A 15,263-nucleotide genomic window follows, 5' to 3' on the forward strand; every position below is an offset into this window, starting at 1 on the left:
GCCTTGAGGCGAGGGACGCGGGCTTGCCATCACCCGGTGCCTGTCAGCGTCAGAAGACGTAGACGAAGATGAAAAGCCCAAGCCATACCACGTCGACAAAGTGCCAATACCAGGCTGCGGCCTCGAAGCCGAAGTGGTTGGCGCCACTGAAGTGTCCCTTGCGTATGCGCAGCAGGATGCTGGCGAGAATGATGGTGCCGATGATGACGTGCAGGCCGTGGAAGCCTGTCAGCATGAAGAAGGTTGAACCGTAGATGCCGGCTTCAAGGGTCAGCCCGAGGTGATGGTAGGCCTCGTAGTACTCCACTCCTTGAATAATGATGAAGCACGTCCCCAGCAGTACGGTGCCGAACAGCCAGTTATGCGTTGCCTGTCGCTCCCCCATCTTCAGCGCTTCATGAGCCACGGTAAGAGTGATGCTGGATGACACCAGCAACAGCGTGTTGACCAGCGGCAGCTGCCACGGACTGAGAGTCTCCGCGGGTCCTGAAATGCGGCTATCCGGCGGATCGAGCAATGGCCAGCTGGCCGAGAAATCAGGCCAAAGCAGCGCCGTCACCCCCTTGGCGCCTTCGCCATCCAGCCAGGGCAGTGCCAAGGTTCTCACGTAGAAAAGCGCGCCAAAGAAGGCCGCAAAAAACATGACCTCAGAGAAGATGAACCAGCCCATGCCCCAGCGGAACGAGCGATCCATCTGCGCGTCGTACAGGCCTGCCATGGACTCTCGAATCACATCGCGAAACCACAGCACCATGACGGCGAGAATCCCCACCAACCCTGCCAGCATCAGCGGTGACCCCACGGCTCCATGTACCAGCCAGGTGCCGCCTCCGACCATCATCACGCCCATCGCCAGAGAGCCCAGAATTGGCCACTTGCTGGTTACGGGAACATAGTAGCTGCCACCACTCATGTTTCACCTCCTGAGGACCTGTCCGCCCAGCGCCGCGTGGCCACAGCGTCAATATGCTTGCCATCGTCCGGCATCGCTGCTGTTACGGTGTCGTTTTCCTGGGGATATAGGGTGTACACCAACGTCACGGTCTTGATCTCGGGCGGCAAGTCCCTCGTCAGCTGAAACACCAGCGGCGCCGTAAAGCTTTCGCCCGCCGCCAGACGCTGGTTCTCGAAGCAGAAGCACACCAGCTTGCGGAGATGTAGCGATGCCGGCGACGGCGTCACACTTGGCACAGCTCGGGCCACCAGCGAGCGCTCACCAAGATTGCGAAAGGTGAAGTGCACCTCTGCGCTCTGCCCTGGATGCACCCGGATCTGTCGCTCCTCCACCTCTAGCCGCCATGGCAGGCCAGCCGCACCACGTGTCACGAACTGCATGGTCACGGTACGCTCGGCATCCACCTCCTGGTGCACCAGAGACTGAGCGCTGGACGCTGTCTTGCCGTTCAGGCCCGTCACCTGACAGAAGACGTCGTAGAGGGGCACCAGCGCGAAGGCAAAGACGCACATACCCGCCAGCACCACCAGGGTCTTGATGACGGTGCGTCGCACCTGCGGCCTGCGCTCCTCGACGACATTCACCATGGGTGATCTCCCGCACGTCAGTGTTCGACCGGTCGATACTGGGGCGGGTGCTCGAAGGTATGCAGCGGAGCCGGGCTTGGCACGGTCCACTCCAGGTCCTCAGCCCCGTCCCACGCCTTGGCGGGCGCGGTCTTGCCACCTCTTACACACATGATGACGATCACCACGAACAGCAGCTGCGAAAGGCCGAACATGAAGGCACCGATGCTCGACACCATGTTGAAGTCAGCGAACTGCAGCGAGTAGTCGGGAATACGCCGTGGCATGCCAGCGAGACCAGAAAAGTGCATCGGGAAGAACGTCAGGTTCACGCCAATGACCGACAGCCAGAAATGCCACTGAGACAACCGCAGGTGCGGATAATGGCCGGTCCACTTCGGCAGCCAGTAATAGACCGCCGCCATGATCGAGAACACCGCCCCTGGCACCAGTACATAGTGGAAATGAGCCACCACAAAGTAGGTGTCGTGATACTGAAAATCTGCTGGTGAGATCGCCAGCATCAAGCCCGAGAAACCTCCGATGGTAAACAGTACGACAAAGGCAATGGCAAACAGCATCGCCGGCTCAAAGCTGATAGAGCCGCGAAACAGTGTCGTGATCCAGTTAAACACTTTCACCCCGGTGGGTACCGCGATAAGCATCGTGCTGTACATGAAAAACAGCTCTGCGACCAATGGCAGTCCGACGACAAACATATGGTGCGCCCAAACCAGAAAGGACAGGATGGCAATGGACGCCGTGGCGTAGACCATTGAGGCGTACCCGAACAACCGCTTGCGCGCAAAGGTCGGGATAATCACCGACACGATGCCGAACGCCGGCAAGATCATGATGTAGACCTCGGGATGCCCGAAGAACCAGAAAAGATGCTGGAACAGCACCGGATCGCCGCCGCCCCCCGCGTTGAAGAAGCTGGTGCCGAAATTAATGTCCATCAGCATCATGGTGACAACGCCCGCGAGGACCGGCATCACGGCGATCAACAGGAAGGCGGTGATCAGCCACGTCCACACGAACAAGGTCATGTCCATCATGCGCATCCCAGGGGCACGCAGGTTGAGAATGGTCGCAATGATGTTGATGGCGCCGAGGATCGAACTGATTCCGGCAATATGCAGCGATAAGATAAAGAAGGTGGTGGACGGAGGTGCGTAGGTCGTGGACAGCGGGGCATAGAATGTCCAGCCGAAGTTCGGCGCACCGCCAGGCATGAACAATGTGCTCAGCATCAGCGTAAAGGCAATCGGCAACAGCCAGAAGCTGAAATTGTTAAGCCGCGGGAGCGCCATGTCCGGAGCCCCTATCTGCAGCGGCACCATCCAGTTGGCAAGACCCACGAAGGCAGGCATGACCGCGCCAAACACCATGATGAGCCCGTGCATAGTGGTCATCTGATTGAAGAATTCAGGCTGAACCAGCTGAAGTCCTGGCTGAAACAGCTCGGCCCGCACCACCAAGGCGAAGACACCGCCGATCAAGAACATGGTCAAGGAGAAGATCAGGTACAGCGTACCGATCTCCTTATGGTTGGTCGTCAGCACCCACCGCATCAGGCCGCGGGGTCGATGATGCTCGTGCTGGCCTGTCGCAGCGCTATCCGCTGCGGAGGATTGCAGACGATGCTTGGGAGGCAGTGACGCCATGGCGAAGTTCTCCCCGGTTGGCAGTCCGTCCGACACGGACCAGGTGTCAGCGTGTCACGTCAATCTGTGTATCGAGGCTGGGTGACGCACGGGGCGTCACTCGGCCAGCATTGCGGCGATCTCGGCGGGCTGGGTGACCTCACCCGAGTCATTGCCCCAGGCATTACGTTCATAGGTGATGACAGCGGCTATCTCGACAGGATTCAGCGTGGTGCGAAACGCCGGCATGGCCGACCCCGACACACCGTTGACGACGGTGTCGACATGTCGGCCGGGATCATCCAGCAGCGCCTGGTTACCCGCCAGGGCGGGGAAAGCCGGCGGCAGTCCGCTGCCATCAGCCTGATGGCAAGACGCACAGATCGAGCCATACACCTGCTCGCCCCTGGCCATCAGCTCATCCATGCTCCACTCGCGGTCGACGCCCTGCGCCTCCTGGGCGGCGGCCTCCTTGCGCTGTGCCAGCCAGGTGTCGAACTGCTCCTGCTCCACCGCCTCGACCACCACGGGCATAAAACCGTGATCCTTGCCACATAGCTCGGCGCACTGGCCGCGATAGATGCCCGGCTCGTTGATTCTTACCCAGTTCTCGTTGACGAATCCCGGCACCGCATCCTGCTTGACCGCCAGCTCCGGTACCCACCAGGAGTGGATGACGTCATCTGCCGTCAGCAGCAGACGCACCTTCTTGCCCACCGGCAATACCAACGGTTCATCGACTTCCAACAGATAATGGTCCCCCTTGGCGCTGTCACCGGTGATCTGTTCACGCGGGGTCGCAAGATTGGAGGTAAAGTCGACATCCTCACCCAGATAGCTGTAATGCCAGCGCCATTGCTGGCCCGTGACCATGACATCGAGATCAGCGTCAGAGGCGTCATACATCTTCTTCAGCGTCGCCGTGGCCGGCACCGCCATGCCGACCAGAATCAGCAAGGGCAGCGCGGTCCAGATGACCTCTACCGTGGTGTGTTCATGAAACGTGGCGGCCTTGGCCCCCTGGGAATGGCGGTAGCGAAACAGCGAATAGAACATGGCGCCGAAGACCACCACGCCAATCACTACGCAGATCCAGAAAATCGTCATGTGCAAGGAGTGCACTTCACGACTCACGTCAGTTACACCGACCGGCATGTTCCAGTCAGCCGCGAGGAGAGAACCGCTCACTCCGGTCATCAGCGCTGCAACCAGCATTCCTGCAGTCATCCATACGTGGCGTATGCGCATCGATGCCTCCTGGAGCCTGTGTGATACGTCGGTTGTTATTCGTCTGTCGTGTTACGTCTGTGCCCGGTGGTAGATACGTTCTGATCGGCGAAGTCCCTGGATCTTCATCTGACGCATCCGTCATGACCAGATGCATCCGGCATGCAACACCGCGCTGTTGCCTTACCCGGCACTTCCCGGAAGCGCATCACCCACTTCCCCCACACCAGGTGCCACAACGCAGATCGCCACCTCGCCGGTGGAGTCACTACCCCGCCGCCAAGGTGGCGATCACTACCAGTACCACCACAAACAGCACCCCTGCCAGGATGCCTACCACGATAAAACTGGACGCCTTGCCAGAGGTGAAATCCTCCTGCCGTCGGGATTCCTTCTGAACGCCAAAGAAGGCGGCGAGTACAGACGTAATGGTCTTCCACATCGCGACCTCCGGTCAGGTCAAGTCATCCCTCGTCCTTCGCTTGACCATAGTTCAGCCGGAGACAGTTTGCGTTGCGCATTAGACGAAGGTCATAGTCCGAAAAGTGCTACCAGCGCCGGTAGCAGAAAGGCCGTCACCAAACCTGTGAGCCCCATGGCAAGTCCAGAGAAGGCCCCCGCCATGGCACCGAGCTTGGCAAAAGCCTGGGCGGTACCAAAGCCATGCGCCGCCAGTCCCATGGTGAAGCCCTGCACCACCGGATCACGAACGCCCAGCATGCGAAAAATGAAAGGCCCCAGGGCACATCCAATGGAGCCGGTAATCAGCACTAGGCCCGCCGCCAACGATGGAATACCACCAATCTGCTCCGCCACCCCCATGGCAATCGGCGACGTCACTGAACGAGGTGCCAGCGACAGCACTGTCTGCGGAGACGCGCCAAACAGCAGCGCCAAGCCCAGCGTCGAGGCCACCGCCGTCACGATACCCGCGCCACAGGCGGCCAACAGTGGCACCAGCAGCTGGCGCACCCGCTCTCGGTGATCGTAAAGCGGTATCGCCAGAGCGACGGTGGCCGGGCCCAGCAGAAAGTGGATGAACTGAGCACCTTCAAAGTACGTCGCGTAGTCAATCCCGGTCAGCAGAAGAAAGGTAATGATCAGCGCAATGCTAAGCGTCACCGCATGCAGCAGCGGCGTCCCACCCAGCCAACGATTGATGCGCACGGCCAGGGCAAAGGCCAGTAGCGTCACCAGCAGCGAGACCAGCGGATTCCCCGACAGATAGACCCACAGTTCATCCAGAGCAGAGGCTTCCATTAGCGACCTCCCCTGCGCGTCGCCAGCGACGACATCACCCAGGCCGTTACCGCCAATGTCAGCGCGGTCGACAGCACCAGAGTTGCCGCGATGGCCACGCCATCATTGGCAATCAGTCGACCATGCACCATCAAGCCCACCCCGGCAGGCACGAACAACAGCGTCAGGTAACGCAGCAGCCCCTCACCCGTGGTCCGCAGACTCTTAGGTACCTTGCCGCGGATCGTCAGACCCACCAGCAGTATGACCATCCCGATAACAGGCCCCGGAATCGGCAGCCCCAACAGCCGAGCCAATAATTCACCCGCAAACTGACAGCCCAGCAATAGGCTCATTCCCAGAATCAGCGGCATCCGCGTCCCCTCCGCACCTTGTTTACTCTCCCTATAGTGTGTCAGAGCACAGACAAACTGGGCAGCGCTGACCATCACCAGCGGTCAATTTCCAACCAATTGAAATAAAAGCGCAAAAAGGGGTTTTCATTTCGAAATGAACGCGCTAGTATACGCCTCGTCTTCGGGGGACAGGCCAGACGGTCACAGAGCCCAAAGGCCAAGTCGGAGCGTGGCGCAGCTTGGTAGCGCGTTGCAATGGGGTTGCAAAGGTCGCAGGTTCGAATCCTGTCGCTCCGACCACTGAATACTTCTGAAAAAAGCTCTTGCGCCCTCCGCGTCGGAGCTTTTTTTGTATCTGAAGACATGACCTCATCCAGCCTGGAGGCAATGGTGGCACCCGCTACCTCATCACCGAGTCATGCCCCACCCTTGCCCAAAGTGCTACGGTTATTCCGTGAATCTAGGACTAATGAGGCAAAATTAGTTCACGCCTTTGTATTCCACCGAGTAGTCACTTCCGAGCTCTTGCTGTAAAAATTTCGCTAACTTATTCCCTTCTCTATCGTGTGCAACCTCTTCCTCTCGACTCTGAAACCCGGAGTCAGGGGGATAGTCATCACAATAGGTGCCCTGATATGTGTAGTCCCACAACAAAATTCTACGTCGAAGTCCAATAGAGATTGGAAGGTTTTCGATACCAATATGGCCCATACTCTCTATATCAGGACAGAAAATTGGACTAGCCAGAAACTCACACATTAAATATAATCTAGTCATGGCGATGACTTCCATTTACCTACAGGGCTTGCCCTAACCACAAATCCACTTGAACCAACTCCAATGGAAATATTTTTCTCAACATCTTAATAAATCACTCTGTAAACATAGCTACTACCATTAGTCCCTACGACATCGCTAGCCTTTAAAGAATTTATCACGAGTGAAGCACGAGATTTTTGCGGTGGAAACGTTCCAACAAAAACGAAAAGTTCTTCAAAAGACAACCTACAGGAAAAACAATCCTCTCTCATCATAGGGTAAAACAGCAAGACAGACTGCTAAAGCAAGGAGAGGCGCACAGCCCCTCCCGAACGTCGCAGGTTCACAGAGGTTTGGGAGAGGCCGGCTTATGTTCAATTGAACATCTTGGACCTGAAAACTAGCCTTTCGGGAGTTTCTCAGCAACAGCGCTAAACTCATCTGCTGAAAGACCTGTCAGCAGTTGCATCTCCCAATCAAAAAACTCTGTATCTTTGATTGAGTGGAAGACTAAAGATCTCAAACTTGACATTTCATTTAAAGAAATTTCTACATTTGAAACAAAGGCCTCTACCGCCTCAAGTATAATTTCGGCTGGAAAGTCCGGCGTAGCAGAGCACACCACAATTTCCCCCTTTTCCTCTAGTGAAAGCAAAGCCCGTTTTATGATTAAAAGTAGAGGGTTATCGTCCATCAATATGGCTCCGTTCTTGTGGGGAGCTGTGAGACATATTCGGTCCAATTAAGTGTCTGAAATGCAGTGCCCCCATCTGGCACATTTGGATTTCTAACAACCACAGTTCCCGTATCTTCATGCAAATGGAAGCTCCTCCCATCGGGGGTGTGGCGAACACTGCTTGGACTATTTAAAACATTCTCAATATGATCTTTATATTGCTAACGTATTTCTATTTGAAAACCTGAAAATTCGCACTGTTGAACAATATGCTTTTCAAACCACGGCCGCTTGCAATTTCCTCCGCCGCAAGCTGGTGGTTTAGCCGGATAGCATTACTTATATTGCTCGCATCATAAATTTTTACCACACGCCTCGGAACATCAGTCAAGCTAGCATACGTCAGTTGATCGATGGCTTGCAGTTGCTCTTCTATAGAGTTCATTGCCCTTTCCCCCGCTTGATTTTCAAAATCACGCGTAAAGGTTCGCCCATTGATCTGATACTCGATCTCAATGCTATCCGGCCTCGGATTACATGGATCGGCCCGGTTCAGCCGCACAGGCACATTTCCCACATCATCGCCATTTTGCAGAGACAGGTTGATTTCGTTCACCCACCGCTTATAAGCGCTGTTGTTGAAAATCTAGTTCTGAGGAAACAGATTGAAACGATCACAGGTGCCGCCATGACGGCAAGCTTGAATATGCCCGCCAATATCACCCGCGATACCATCTCGGCCCACAGCAGTCTGTCGCTCATCCCGAACTCTCGAACTGTTCACAGTCCGGTCCGTAATCTCATCGACATATACTTCCTCGCCAGTCCTGAACGTGCCACCAGTGGAAATCACGGCCAGGGGGGAGCACTCAGCAGCTGCATCCCTGGCGAAGTGTCATGAGGCTCCCCCATCCGCCCATTGATCCTGTTGCACTTAGAAGCTGATCTGCCCTTGGCCCACCCTTAGCTAACAACTATTATTCAGCGCTTTGATGAAAAAGGTGGTTAGAACTCACAACTCAAAAGACAATCTTGAATCGTTCATTCTCATCACTCCCGAACAACGACATAAACTGCTTTGCCGACATAATCGACATAGATACATTTTCTTCCCCTAACGATGAAAAATCAGCGATTCCATCTAAATCAGGGAAGTTTCCATCATCTCCACATAAAAATCTCTCCACACCAAAAACAAAGATTCTTTTACTTTCACACTCATGAAGAAAGTTAACTGCATTCTTCATGGTTAAATAGTCAGTCTCCACTCCATTCACCTCAATCAAAAGGAGATCTCCAATCAGGATCAGTACGATCTGAAACCTGAACAATATCCCCAGTTCGATCTTCCTAACTACGTAAGATCCGTCACTATTAATGTACGCTGTAGCCGGATCATCATTCCTCCTACCAATTTCAGGGTTATGACGTACATCACAAGTTGAAACCTTTCTTCTGGGTTCCAAAATCGTTTCGCTAATCGAAGATCGGTCCCACCCTCTACGCCCCATTTGCCGCTCAATCTTTGGAGCAATAGATATTGCTACATCCTCTGCAGGTACATTAAGGACTTTACCAACACCTCCCACCCGCGACTGCAGCAACCTTCTAATCCCCGACGCCGCAGCCTTGGCTGCAACACCACCACCCGATAGCGTCAGTACAATATCAACATCGGTGGTGTCGACTTCAGCGCCGCCCCCCATGGCACTCCAGTAGGCTTGATCATACACCCTGATGGTATCGGCGGAGCCAGCGCTGTCAATCGAAGCCATCTCGCCCGGGTGGTGGACAGTTGCTCCCAAACTATACGGTGAGTCGAGCCCACTTCCCCAGTAGCTGGAATCCACCGCTCCAAACAGGCTGCCATCTTGGTACTGGGCCTCGCTTGCTTGGAACATGACCACTGGCTCACCGTGAGCGATGATGACTTCTCCATCACTCCACCTGAGCGGCTGCCCAGCATACTGTTGCCTTATTTCATTGTAGGCGGCCTGTGCGACCTGAAGGTCACTCAGGAACCTCGCATACTGTGGGTTGTTTGCATTGCTGGATGTGCCCAAGCTGGCGAGCAAGTCACTGAAGGCGGTGGTTTGGCTAGCGTCCAACTGAGCGCCAGAGACCAGCGCGAACATATCGTCCCAGCTCAGATCACCAATACTAGGTTCACCCCGCTCCGCTGCTAGCTCGCGAGACCGGTCTGCCAAAACCTCCCGCTCCTGCGGATGCAGCAGCCGGTTATACTGCGTCGCACTCCCCTGAGTGGCGCCGGCGTTGACCAGATCGTCAACTCCGTTACGGCGCTAGGCCGAAGTAACGGACATCCCTTTCTGGCCAATTGAACATCCGAGACGTAACTTACGTTATTTCAGGAGTCTTGCGCTCCTTCACTCCAATAATATTGCGCCTGGAGGCTGAGTCTGCCCGGCGAGTCATGCGATAGCTTACTTGATCAATCTCATGTTCCACTTGCTCATTGAGACCGAAAACCGTGCCCATCTGGTTCAAGAACCGTATAAGTATACCATTACACGTTCACATTCAACATCCAGCTCCCCCCAATCTCCTTGTAGGATGTACCTTTTCCCTTTCCATAAAAAAACATCAATATTCCCCATATCAGCTTCTTCTGATAGATCACTAAAAACCATAAAACTGTTATAGAACTTATTAACTTTCTCCACCACAGCGAACTCGATAACACCGCGTCTGTAGCAATACTGCTCACCTGGATGATAATTAATGTATTTAGAGTGCGTTTCCATTAATACAAAATCCATGAAAAAAGATATATGATCAGGCCCTTTATCAATCTTCAGAACATAACTATCCTGAAGATAAACATCCTTAAGACCTTGAATAGTAAAGTACTCATTCCATTTTTTATATTTCTCGTCATTATATATCAAGTTCAATCTCCGTGTGATTCCCTGGCGAGCGACGACTCGTCAACTCTCCAGTCTTCGGATCAATCCTTTGCCCTGCCGAATTTCTAACCTCGATGTGAGGCGCAGCACTACCCGGTGCTCTTTCACTTCCGCCCTTTATTGTGATGCGAGCAACACCGTTCTGGTCCAAGTACTTTAAAGGACCTCTAGCACTCTGGCTTGCAACCCACCCCTGGCTTTCAGCCCACACTTTCAACTCACTAGCTTTAGGAATAGCCCCATCAACAAAAAAGTCGCCTAACCTACTAAGCGGTATTGATCCATTGGTAACCAGCCGCGACTGCAGCAACCTTCTGATCCCCGACGCCGCAGCCTTGGCTGCAACACCACCACCCGATAGCGTCAATACAATGTCAACATCGGTGGTGTCGACTTCAGCGCCGCCCCCCATGGCACTCCAGTAGGCTTGATCATACACCCTGATGGTATCGGCGGAGCCAGCGCTGCCAATCGAAGCCATCTCGCCCTGGTGGTGGACAGTTGCTCCCAAACTATACGGTGAGTCGAGCCCACTTCCCCAGTAGCTGGAATCCACCGCTCCAAACAGGCTGCCATCTTGGTACTGGGCCTCGCTTGCTTGGAACATGACCACTGGCTCACCGTGAGCGATGATGACTTCTCCATCACTCCACCTGAGCGGCTGCCCAGCATACTGTTGCCTTATTTCATTGTAGGCGGCCTGTGCGACCTGAAGGTCACTCATGAACCTCGCATACTGTGGGTTGTTTGCATTGCTGGATGTGCCCAAGCTGGCGAGCAAGTCACTGAAGGCGGTGGTTTGGCTAGCGTCCAACTGAGCGCCAGAGACCAGTGCGAACATATCGTCCCAGCTCAGATCACCAATACTAGGTTCACCCCGCTCCGCTGCTAGCTCGCGAGACCGGTCTGCCAAAACCTCCCGCTCCTGCGGATGCAGCAGCCGGTTATACTGCGTCGCACTCCCCGCCACCTGGGCACCGATCTGCAGCTCACTGTCGTCGTTGCTGGCGATCTCGGCGGCAATGACGCCAATGATCTGGGAGTTCATTACCAGCAACCGGCCTTTGTCGGCCTGGTCCAGGTCGCTGTACTCTCCAGCGAGCTTGTCGACCAGCAGTTCGTTGGCACCGGCGGCGAGTGCACCGGTGGTGAAGTCACCGCCTGCGGCTTCGGCGGCCAGGCCGCCCATGACGGCGTGCAGGGCGGCCTTGTTCAGGCTGCCGTTTTCAAGGGAGGTATTGCCGATAGCGTTAAAACCAGCGGCGGCGAAGGTGTTGGCCAGGCTCACTTGAACTGCGTCACCCAGCGCAGCGTCACCGCCAAGCGCCCGGTCCAGCAGCGCGGAGGTGGTGTTCTGCAAGAGCTGGTTGGCGCCGAACTGACCCGCCCCTTGCCAGGTGCCAAGGGGGGCGCCTGTGACCGTCCCGCTATTAGGAAGGCCAGTTGTCAGGCCGGTCTGGGTGCCGGTCCAACCGTCGTACAGGCCGTTGGTCAGCCCGGCGGTCATGCCCGCTACAGCGTAGCCGCGCAGGGCGTCACTGGAGGTGACGTCGCCCCAAGCCTCGCCGAGGTCCCCCTGTTGATTGATGGTGCTGACGGCGGCATTGCTGGCCACACTGGTGAGCGAGGTAGCAGCCGCTACATTGGCCCAGCCACCAGCCGCCAGGGCGCCAGTTGTCGCACCACCCGCGACCAGCTTGGTGGCCATGGGGCCGACGTAGTAGGCCACCACAATCGCCACCACCAGCTGCGCGGCGGCGCTCATGCCTGAGTGGTCATAGTCCCACTGGTCATGGAGGGCCTTGACCTCGCGCCAGTCGACGTCGCCACGGGCTTCCATCTCGGCCAACCAGGCAAGGCTCGGGTCGGCCTCGACCATGGCGGAGATGGTCTGGTGGATGCTCTGTTCATCGACCTGCTCGATGTCGACGTTGACGCCCTGGGCGGCGCGGATGATCCGCTCCCCCTGGGCCACCAGCTCACTCTGACGCAGGGTCTCGACGGTCTCGCCTTCGCCCTTGGCCGACTGCCAGACGGCATTGCTCGAGCTCTTCTCGTGGGTCTCGCTATGCAGGTCACGGGCATGGGCGAAGGTGATCTCGCCGCCGCTGTCCAGCACCAGATCGTTGCCCGCATCGAGTCGGGCGCCCTCATAGGTCTGGTCGCCGTCGCTGACGATGATCAGGTCACCGCCGCTGGCGATCTCGCTGCCCTGGGCGCGCAGGTCCTGCACTTCATCGAGACGATGCTTGTCACCGCCGAACAGGCCACCGCTCTCGTTCTTCTCGTAGCGGGAGTAATCCTCGTCGTTGGCAGCCAGCAGGACCACGTCGCCACCGGCATACAGATACGCCTCATCACCGGCGCTGGCGGTACTTGCCACCAGGGTGAGATCGCCCCCGGCGGCCACCGTCAGGTCGGTGCCGGCCGCCAGCTCGCCGCCCTGCTGGCGCACTGTGCGGGTGTCGTAGGTCTTGTTGGGCTTGCGGGTGTGGCTCTCGCTGGAGTTAGCCGCAGACGCCAGGGTGATGTCACCGCCGGCGCTAAGGCTCGCGCTGCCTCCCGACTCAAGGGTGCTGCCCACCTGGGTCACGTTATCGGTAGTGGTGATCTGGCGACGACTGACGTCGCGGCTGGCGTCGCTGTCCTCACCGGAGACAATAGCCATGTCGCGCCCGGCGGCCAGCACCAGGTCATCACCGCTTAAGACCTGACTGGCGTCGATCGCGATATCCCGTCCGGCCTGCCAGGTAAGATCGCCCCCGGCGGTGGTGGTTGAGCCGAGCGTCGTGGCGCTGTCCTGATAATCGCGACCACGGGCATCCTGCCAATGGCTGACGTCCACCACGGCTCCGGCCACGATGTCACGACCGGCGGTCACGGACAGGTCAGCACCGCTTGTCAGGCGGCCACGATTGATCACGTCACGCCCGGCCTGGATGTCGAGTTGATCGCGGGCGCTGATGCTGCCGCCCTGGTCGAGATAGCTGCGATAGTCCCGTGAGGTGCCAGCCGCCACGCTTAGGCGGTCGTTGACCACGTCCCCCTCAAGGGCCGTCAGGCTGACCCGATCGCCGCGAATCTGTCCCCCCATGGCGTTGCGGATATCGTCGCGGGCGGTGAGGTTCAGGGCGTCTCCGGCCTCGACCAGGCCGCCCTGCAACACTGACCCAGCAGCGTAGGCATTAAGATCGTGGGTGGCGCGCAGGGTGCCGACGTTGACCAAGTCACCGCCGCTGATCAGGTCGATGTCACGGCCCTGGATCACCCCACCACCGCGCACGTCTCGGCTGTCCAGGTTGGCCAGGTACAGCACCGGCGCGAGCACCGTCTGGCCGTCGATCTGACGCTCCTCCAGCCAGACGATGTCGTGGGTCAGCGCCGCCACCTGCTCGGGGCTCAAGCCCACCCCCAACGCCAGGGACAGGCGGTCCTTCGAGGCCAGGGCGTTATCCATCAGGTAGCGATACTGGGCGTAGTCATCGCCCAGCCCCTCACTGAGGTAGCGTTGGCCGGTGGTGGCCAGCACTGCCTGGCGGATCAGCCGGGATTCATAGCGACCATCGCCGAGCAGCCGATAGGCCTCGTCGTCGGTGTAGCCGAGCTTGTCGAGCAGGTAGTCGGAACCGCGCCACTGCTCGAGGTTGGTGAACTCCGGGTTGGTCTCGACCAGATAGCGCCCCTGGGCCTCGGGGGCGCGCACGAACAGGCCATAGTCACCTTCCGGCAGCCGGAAGGACGGCGTCTGCGCGATATCGACCCGCAGGAAGGGCGCGTCGTCGAAGACCCAGACGCCGCCTCCCGCGTCAAATCCGGCTCCCGCGCTGGTGTCCAGTGCACCGTCAAGACCCCCGCCAGCGGTGTTGGGCGTTGCGCCGATATCCGCCAGCGACGCATCGCGGCTGGCACCACTGCGGTCCACTCGCGATGGCGCGTTCAGCCCCTGGGCACTGGCCTGGTCGGCATCACGGCCCAGGGTCATGGACAGCGTGGAAACCGGCCCCTGGGTCGCCGCATCGCCAAGGCGCCCCTGCAACTGGGCCAGGGTATGTTCCTGGATATCGCCGTTGTGGAGTTGCTCGGTGGCGGTAATGGAGACACGGCCACCGGCGGAAATCACGGCGGGAGCACCACCTGGGAGAATGGTGCGGGTTTCCACCTCGCTGACCTTGACCACTTCATCAGTGAGAAAAGGAAGAGGAAGAAGCGTGTTGCCACTATCAAATCCACTCGTTGTATTCCAGCTATCGAATCGAGAGTTGGATTCATCAATGAACAATCGATAGAAACGGCCACCGCTGCCGCTATAGCCCATGCAGCGATTAAAGTTTTCTCTCTTTGTACAGGCTAGTGCGTCTTCGTCCGTTGCCAACACGGTGGTTTTTTCGACCAAGGTGTTGGACCGGCCGGTATTTTCCAAGGTGTCAGTACGAATCACCACATCGCCGTTGGCAGCGATGATACTGGCATCATTCACCAGTTCATCGGTGAGCAACGTGACATTACCCCCGGCCACTATTTCGGCAGCAGCGGACTCCAGGCTGACACTATTTTCGAAGCGCTCAACGAGCTGGTATTCACCGAAATGATCGATAGTGCCCAGTAGCGTGATGGTTTCTGTCGCTCCGCTCCCATCATGGCCGTCGTGGTCCACCGTTTTGCGATACATACGAACTTCGTACTGAGTGCCCGAAACTTCACGACCTACCAGCTGTTGCTCTGTAGAAAACGCATCAACGGTATTTGTGACATTGCTCACCGCGACCGTCATATCCCCCTCGGCTTCGATGGTCCCGGAGCGGTTTTCCAGCCGGTCCGCCTTGGCCAAGGCGCTGTTGCGTGCCAGGGTCAGGTCGCCCCGGCTATAGATGTCCCCATAGCGGTTGAACAGCTGCTGCGTATGCAGCGTCAT

Annotated in this window: 12 protein-coding genes, 1 tRNA gene and 1 pseudogene; 1 reads left to right on the forward strand and 13 read right to left on the reverse strand. The window is 57.2% G+C overall.

Annotated elements, in window-relative coordinates; all coding sequences use genetic code 11:
• Positions 1 to 49 precede the first annotated feature (49 nt).
• From KUV45_RS06820 to KUV45_RS06850, 7 genes are all read right to left on the reverse strand, one after another.
• Positions 50 to 913 carry a cytochrome c oxidase subunit 3 gene (locus tag KUV45_RS06820; protein ID WP_222163875.1) on the reverse strand — a complete coding sequence of 288 codons (864 nt, stop codon included), beginning with the start codon at positions 911 to 913 and terminating at the stop codon, positions 50 to 52.
• Positions 910 to 1,542: a cytochrome c oxidase assembly protein gene (locus tag KUV45_RS06825; RefSeq protein WP_222163876.1), complete on the reverse strand. Its 633-nt coding sequence runs from the start codon at positions 1,540 to 1,542 to the stop codon at positions 910 to 912. The genes KUV45_RS06820 and KUV45_RS06825 overlap by 4 nt, the downstream gene beginning before the upstream one ends.
• A 17-nt stretch (positions 1,543 to 1,559) precedes the next feature.
• Entirely contained in the window at positions 1,560 to 3,188 is a 1,629-nt protein-coding gene (gene ctaD, locus KUV45_RS06830) for a cytochrome c oxidase subunit I (protein WP_206938486.1), read from the reverse strand.
• Between the two features lie 96 nt (positions 3,189 to 3,284).
• Complete coding sequence (coxB, locus tag KUV45_RS06835; RefSeq protein WP_222163877.1) at positions 3,285 to 4,415, reverse strand: cytochrome c oxidase subunit II; 1,131 nt, start codon at positions 4,413 to 4,415, stop codon at positions 3,285 to 3,287.
• Between the two features lie 247 nt (positions 4,416 to 4,662).
• Positions 4,663 to 4,836 (reverse strand): DUF2970 domain-containing protein, encoded by a 174-nt coding sequence (locus KUV45_RS06840; RefSeq protein ID WP_206938482.1) that lies wholly within the window; start codon positions 4,834 to 4,836, stop codon positions 4,663 to 4,665.
• 89 nt (positions 4,837 to 4,925) lie between these two features.
• Entirely contained in the window at positions 4,926 to 5,654 is a 729-nt protein-coding gene (locus KUV45_RS06845; protein WP_206938480.1) for an LrgB family protein, read from the reverse strand.
• The gene (locus KUV45_RS06850) at positions 5,654 to 6,007 is read right to left on the reverse strand and encodes a CidA/LrgA family protein (RefSeq protein ID WP_206938478.1); all 354 of its coding nucleotides are present in this window, start codon (positions 6,005 to 6,007) and stop codon (positions 5,654 to 5,656) included. Before KUV45_RS06850 ends, KUV45_RS06845 begins: the two co-directional genes overlap by 1 nt.
• Before the next feature lie 205 nt (positions 6,008 to 6,212).
• Between KUV45_RS06850 and KUV45_RS06855 the strand changes: the two genes are divergently transcribed.
• Positions 6,213 to 6,289 (forward strand) — tRNA-Pro (locus KUV45_RS06855).
• Positions 6,290 to 7,148: 859 nt separating this feature from the next.
• Here KUV45_RS06855 and KUV45_RS06860 read toward each other — a convergent pair.
• The 6 genes and pseudogenes from KUV45_RS06860 to KUV45_RS06880 form a co-directional block, all read right to left on the reverse strand.
• The gene (locus tag KUV45_RS06860; protein ID WP_222163878.1) at positions 7,149 to 7,442 is read right to left on the reverse strand and encodes a hypothetical protein; all 294 of its coding nucleotides are present in this window, start codon (positions 7,440 to 7,442) and stop codon (positions 7,149 to 7,151) included.
• Between the two features lie 214 nt (positions 7,443 to 7,656).
• Complete coding sequence (locus tag KUV45_RS06865) at positions 7,657 to 8,040, reverse strand: hypothetical protein (protein WP_222163879.1); 384 nt, start codon at positions 8,038 to 8,040, stop codon at positions 7,657 to 7,659.
• Positions 8,041 to 8,443: 403 nt separating this feature from the next.
• Complete coding sequence (locus tag KUV45_RS20430; protein WP_224852095.1) at positions 8,444 to 8,692, reverse strand: hypothetical protein; 249 nt, start codon at positions 8,690 to 8,692, stop codon at positions 8,444 to 8,446.
• A 10-nt stretch (positions 8,693 to 8,702) separates the two neighbouring features.
• Positions 8,703 to 9,559: pseudogene (locus tag KUV45_RS06870) on the reverse strand (colicin E5-related ribonuclease).
• 369 nt (positions 9,560 to 9,928) lie between these two features.
• The gene (locus KUV45_RS06875; protein ID WP_222163881.1) at positions 9,929 to 10,333 is read right to left on the reverse strand and encodes a hypothetical protein; all 405 of its coding nucleotides are present in this window, start codon (positions 10,331 to 10,333) and stop codon (positions 9,929 to 9,931) included.
• Positions 10,323 to 15,263, reverse strand: a 4,941-nt coding sequence (locus KUV45_RS06880) for a DUF637 domain-containing protein (RefSeq protein ID WP_222163882.1), incomplete at its 5' end; no start/stop codon positions are given. The genes KUV45_RS06880 and KUV45_RS06875, both read right to left, overlap by 11 nt.

Origin of the sequence: Halomonas sp. DP3Y7-2 (assembly GCF_019800795.1) — a bacterium.
Lineage (GTDB): Bacteria > Pseudomonadota > Gammaproteobacteria > Pseudomonadales > Halomonadaceae > Halomonas > Halomonas litopenaei_A.

Bases quoted from the DNA above. Each gene is read 5' to 3' on its own strand.
- KUV45_RS06820 (WP_222163875.1), bottom strand. From the start codon at position 913: ATGAGTGGTGGCAGCTACTATGTTCCCGTAACCAGCAAGTGGCCAATT.
- KUV45_RS06825 (WP_222163876.1), bottom strand. From the start codon at position 1,542: ATGGTGAATGTCGTCGAGGAGCGCAGGCCGCAGGTGCGACGCACCGTC.
- ctaD (WP_206938486.1), bottom strand. From the start codon at position 3,188: ATGGCGTCACTGCCTCCCAAGCATCGTCTGCAATCCTCCGCAGCGGAT.
- coxB (WP_222163877.1), bottom strand. From the start codon at position 4,415: ATGCGCATACGCCACGTATGGATGACTGCAGGAATGCTGGTTGCAGCG.
- KUV45_RS06840 (WP_206938482.1), bottom strand. From the start codon at position 4,836: ATGTGGAAGACCATTACGTCTGTACTCGCCGCCTTCTTTGGCGTTCAG.
- KUV45_RS06845 (WP_206938480.1), bottom strand. From the start codon at position 5,654: ATGGAAGCCTCTGCTCTGGATGAACTGTGGGTCTATCTGTCGGGGAAT.
- KUV45_RS06850 (WP_206938478.1), bottom strand. From the start codon at position 6,007: ATGCCGCTGATTCTGGGAATGAGCCTATTGCTGGGCTGTCAGTTTGCG.
- KUV45_RS06860 (WP_222163878.1), bottom strand. From the start codon at position 7,442: ATGGACGATAACCCTCTACTTTTAATCATAAAACGGGCTTTGCTTTCA.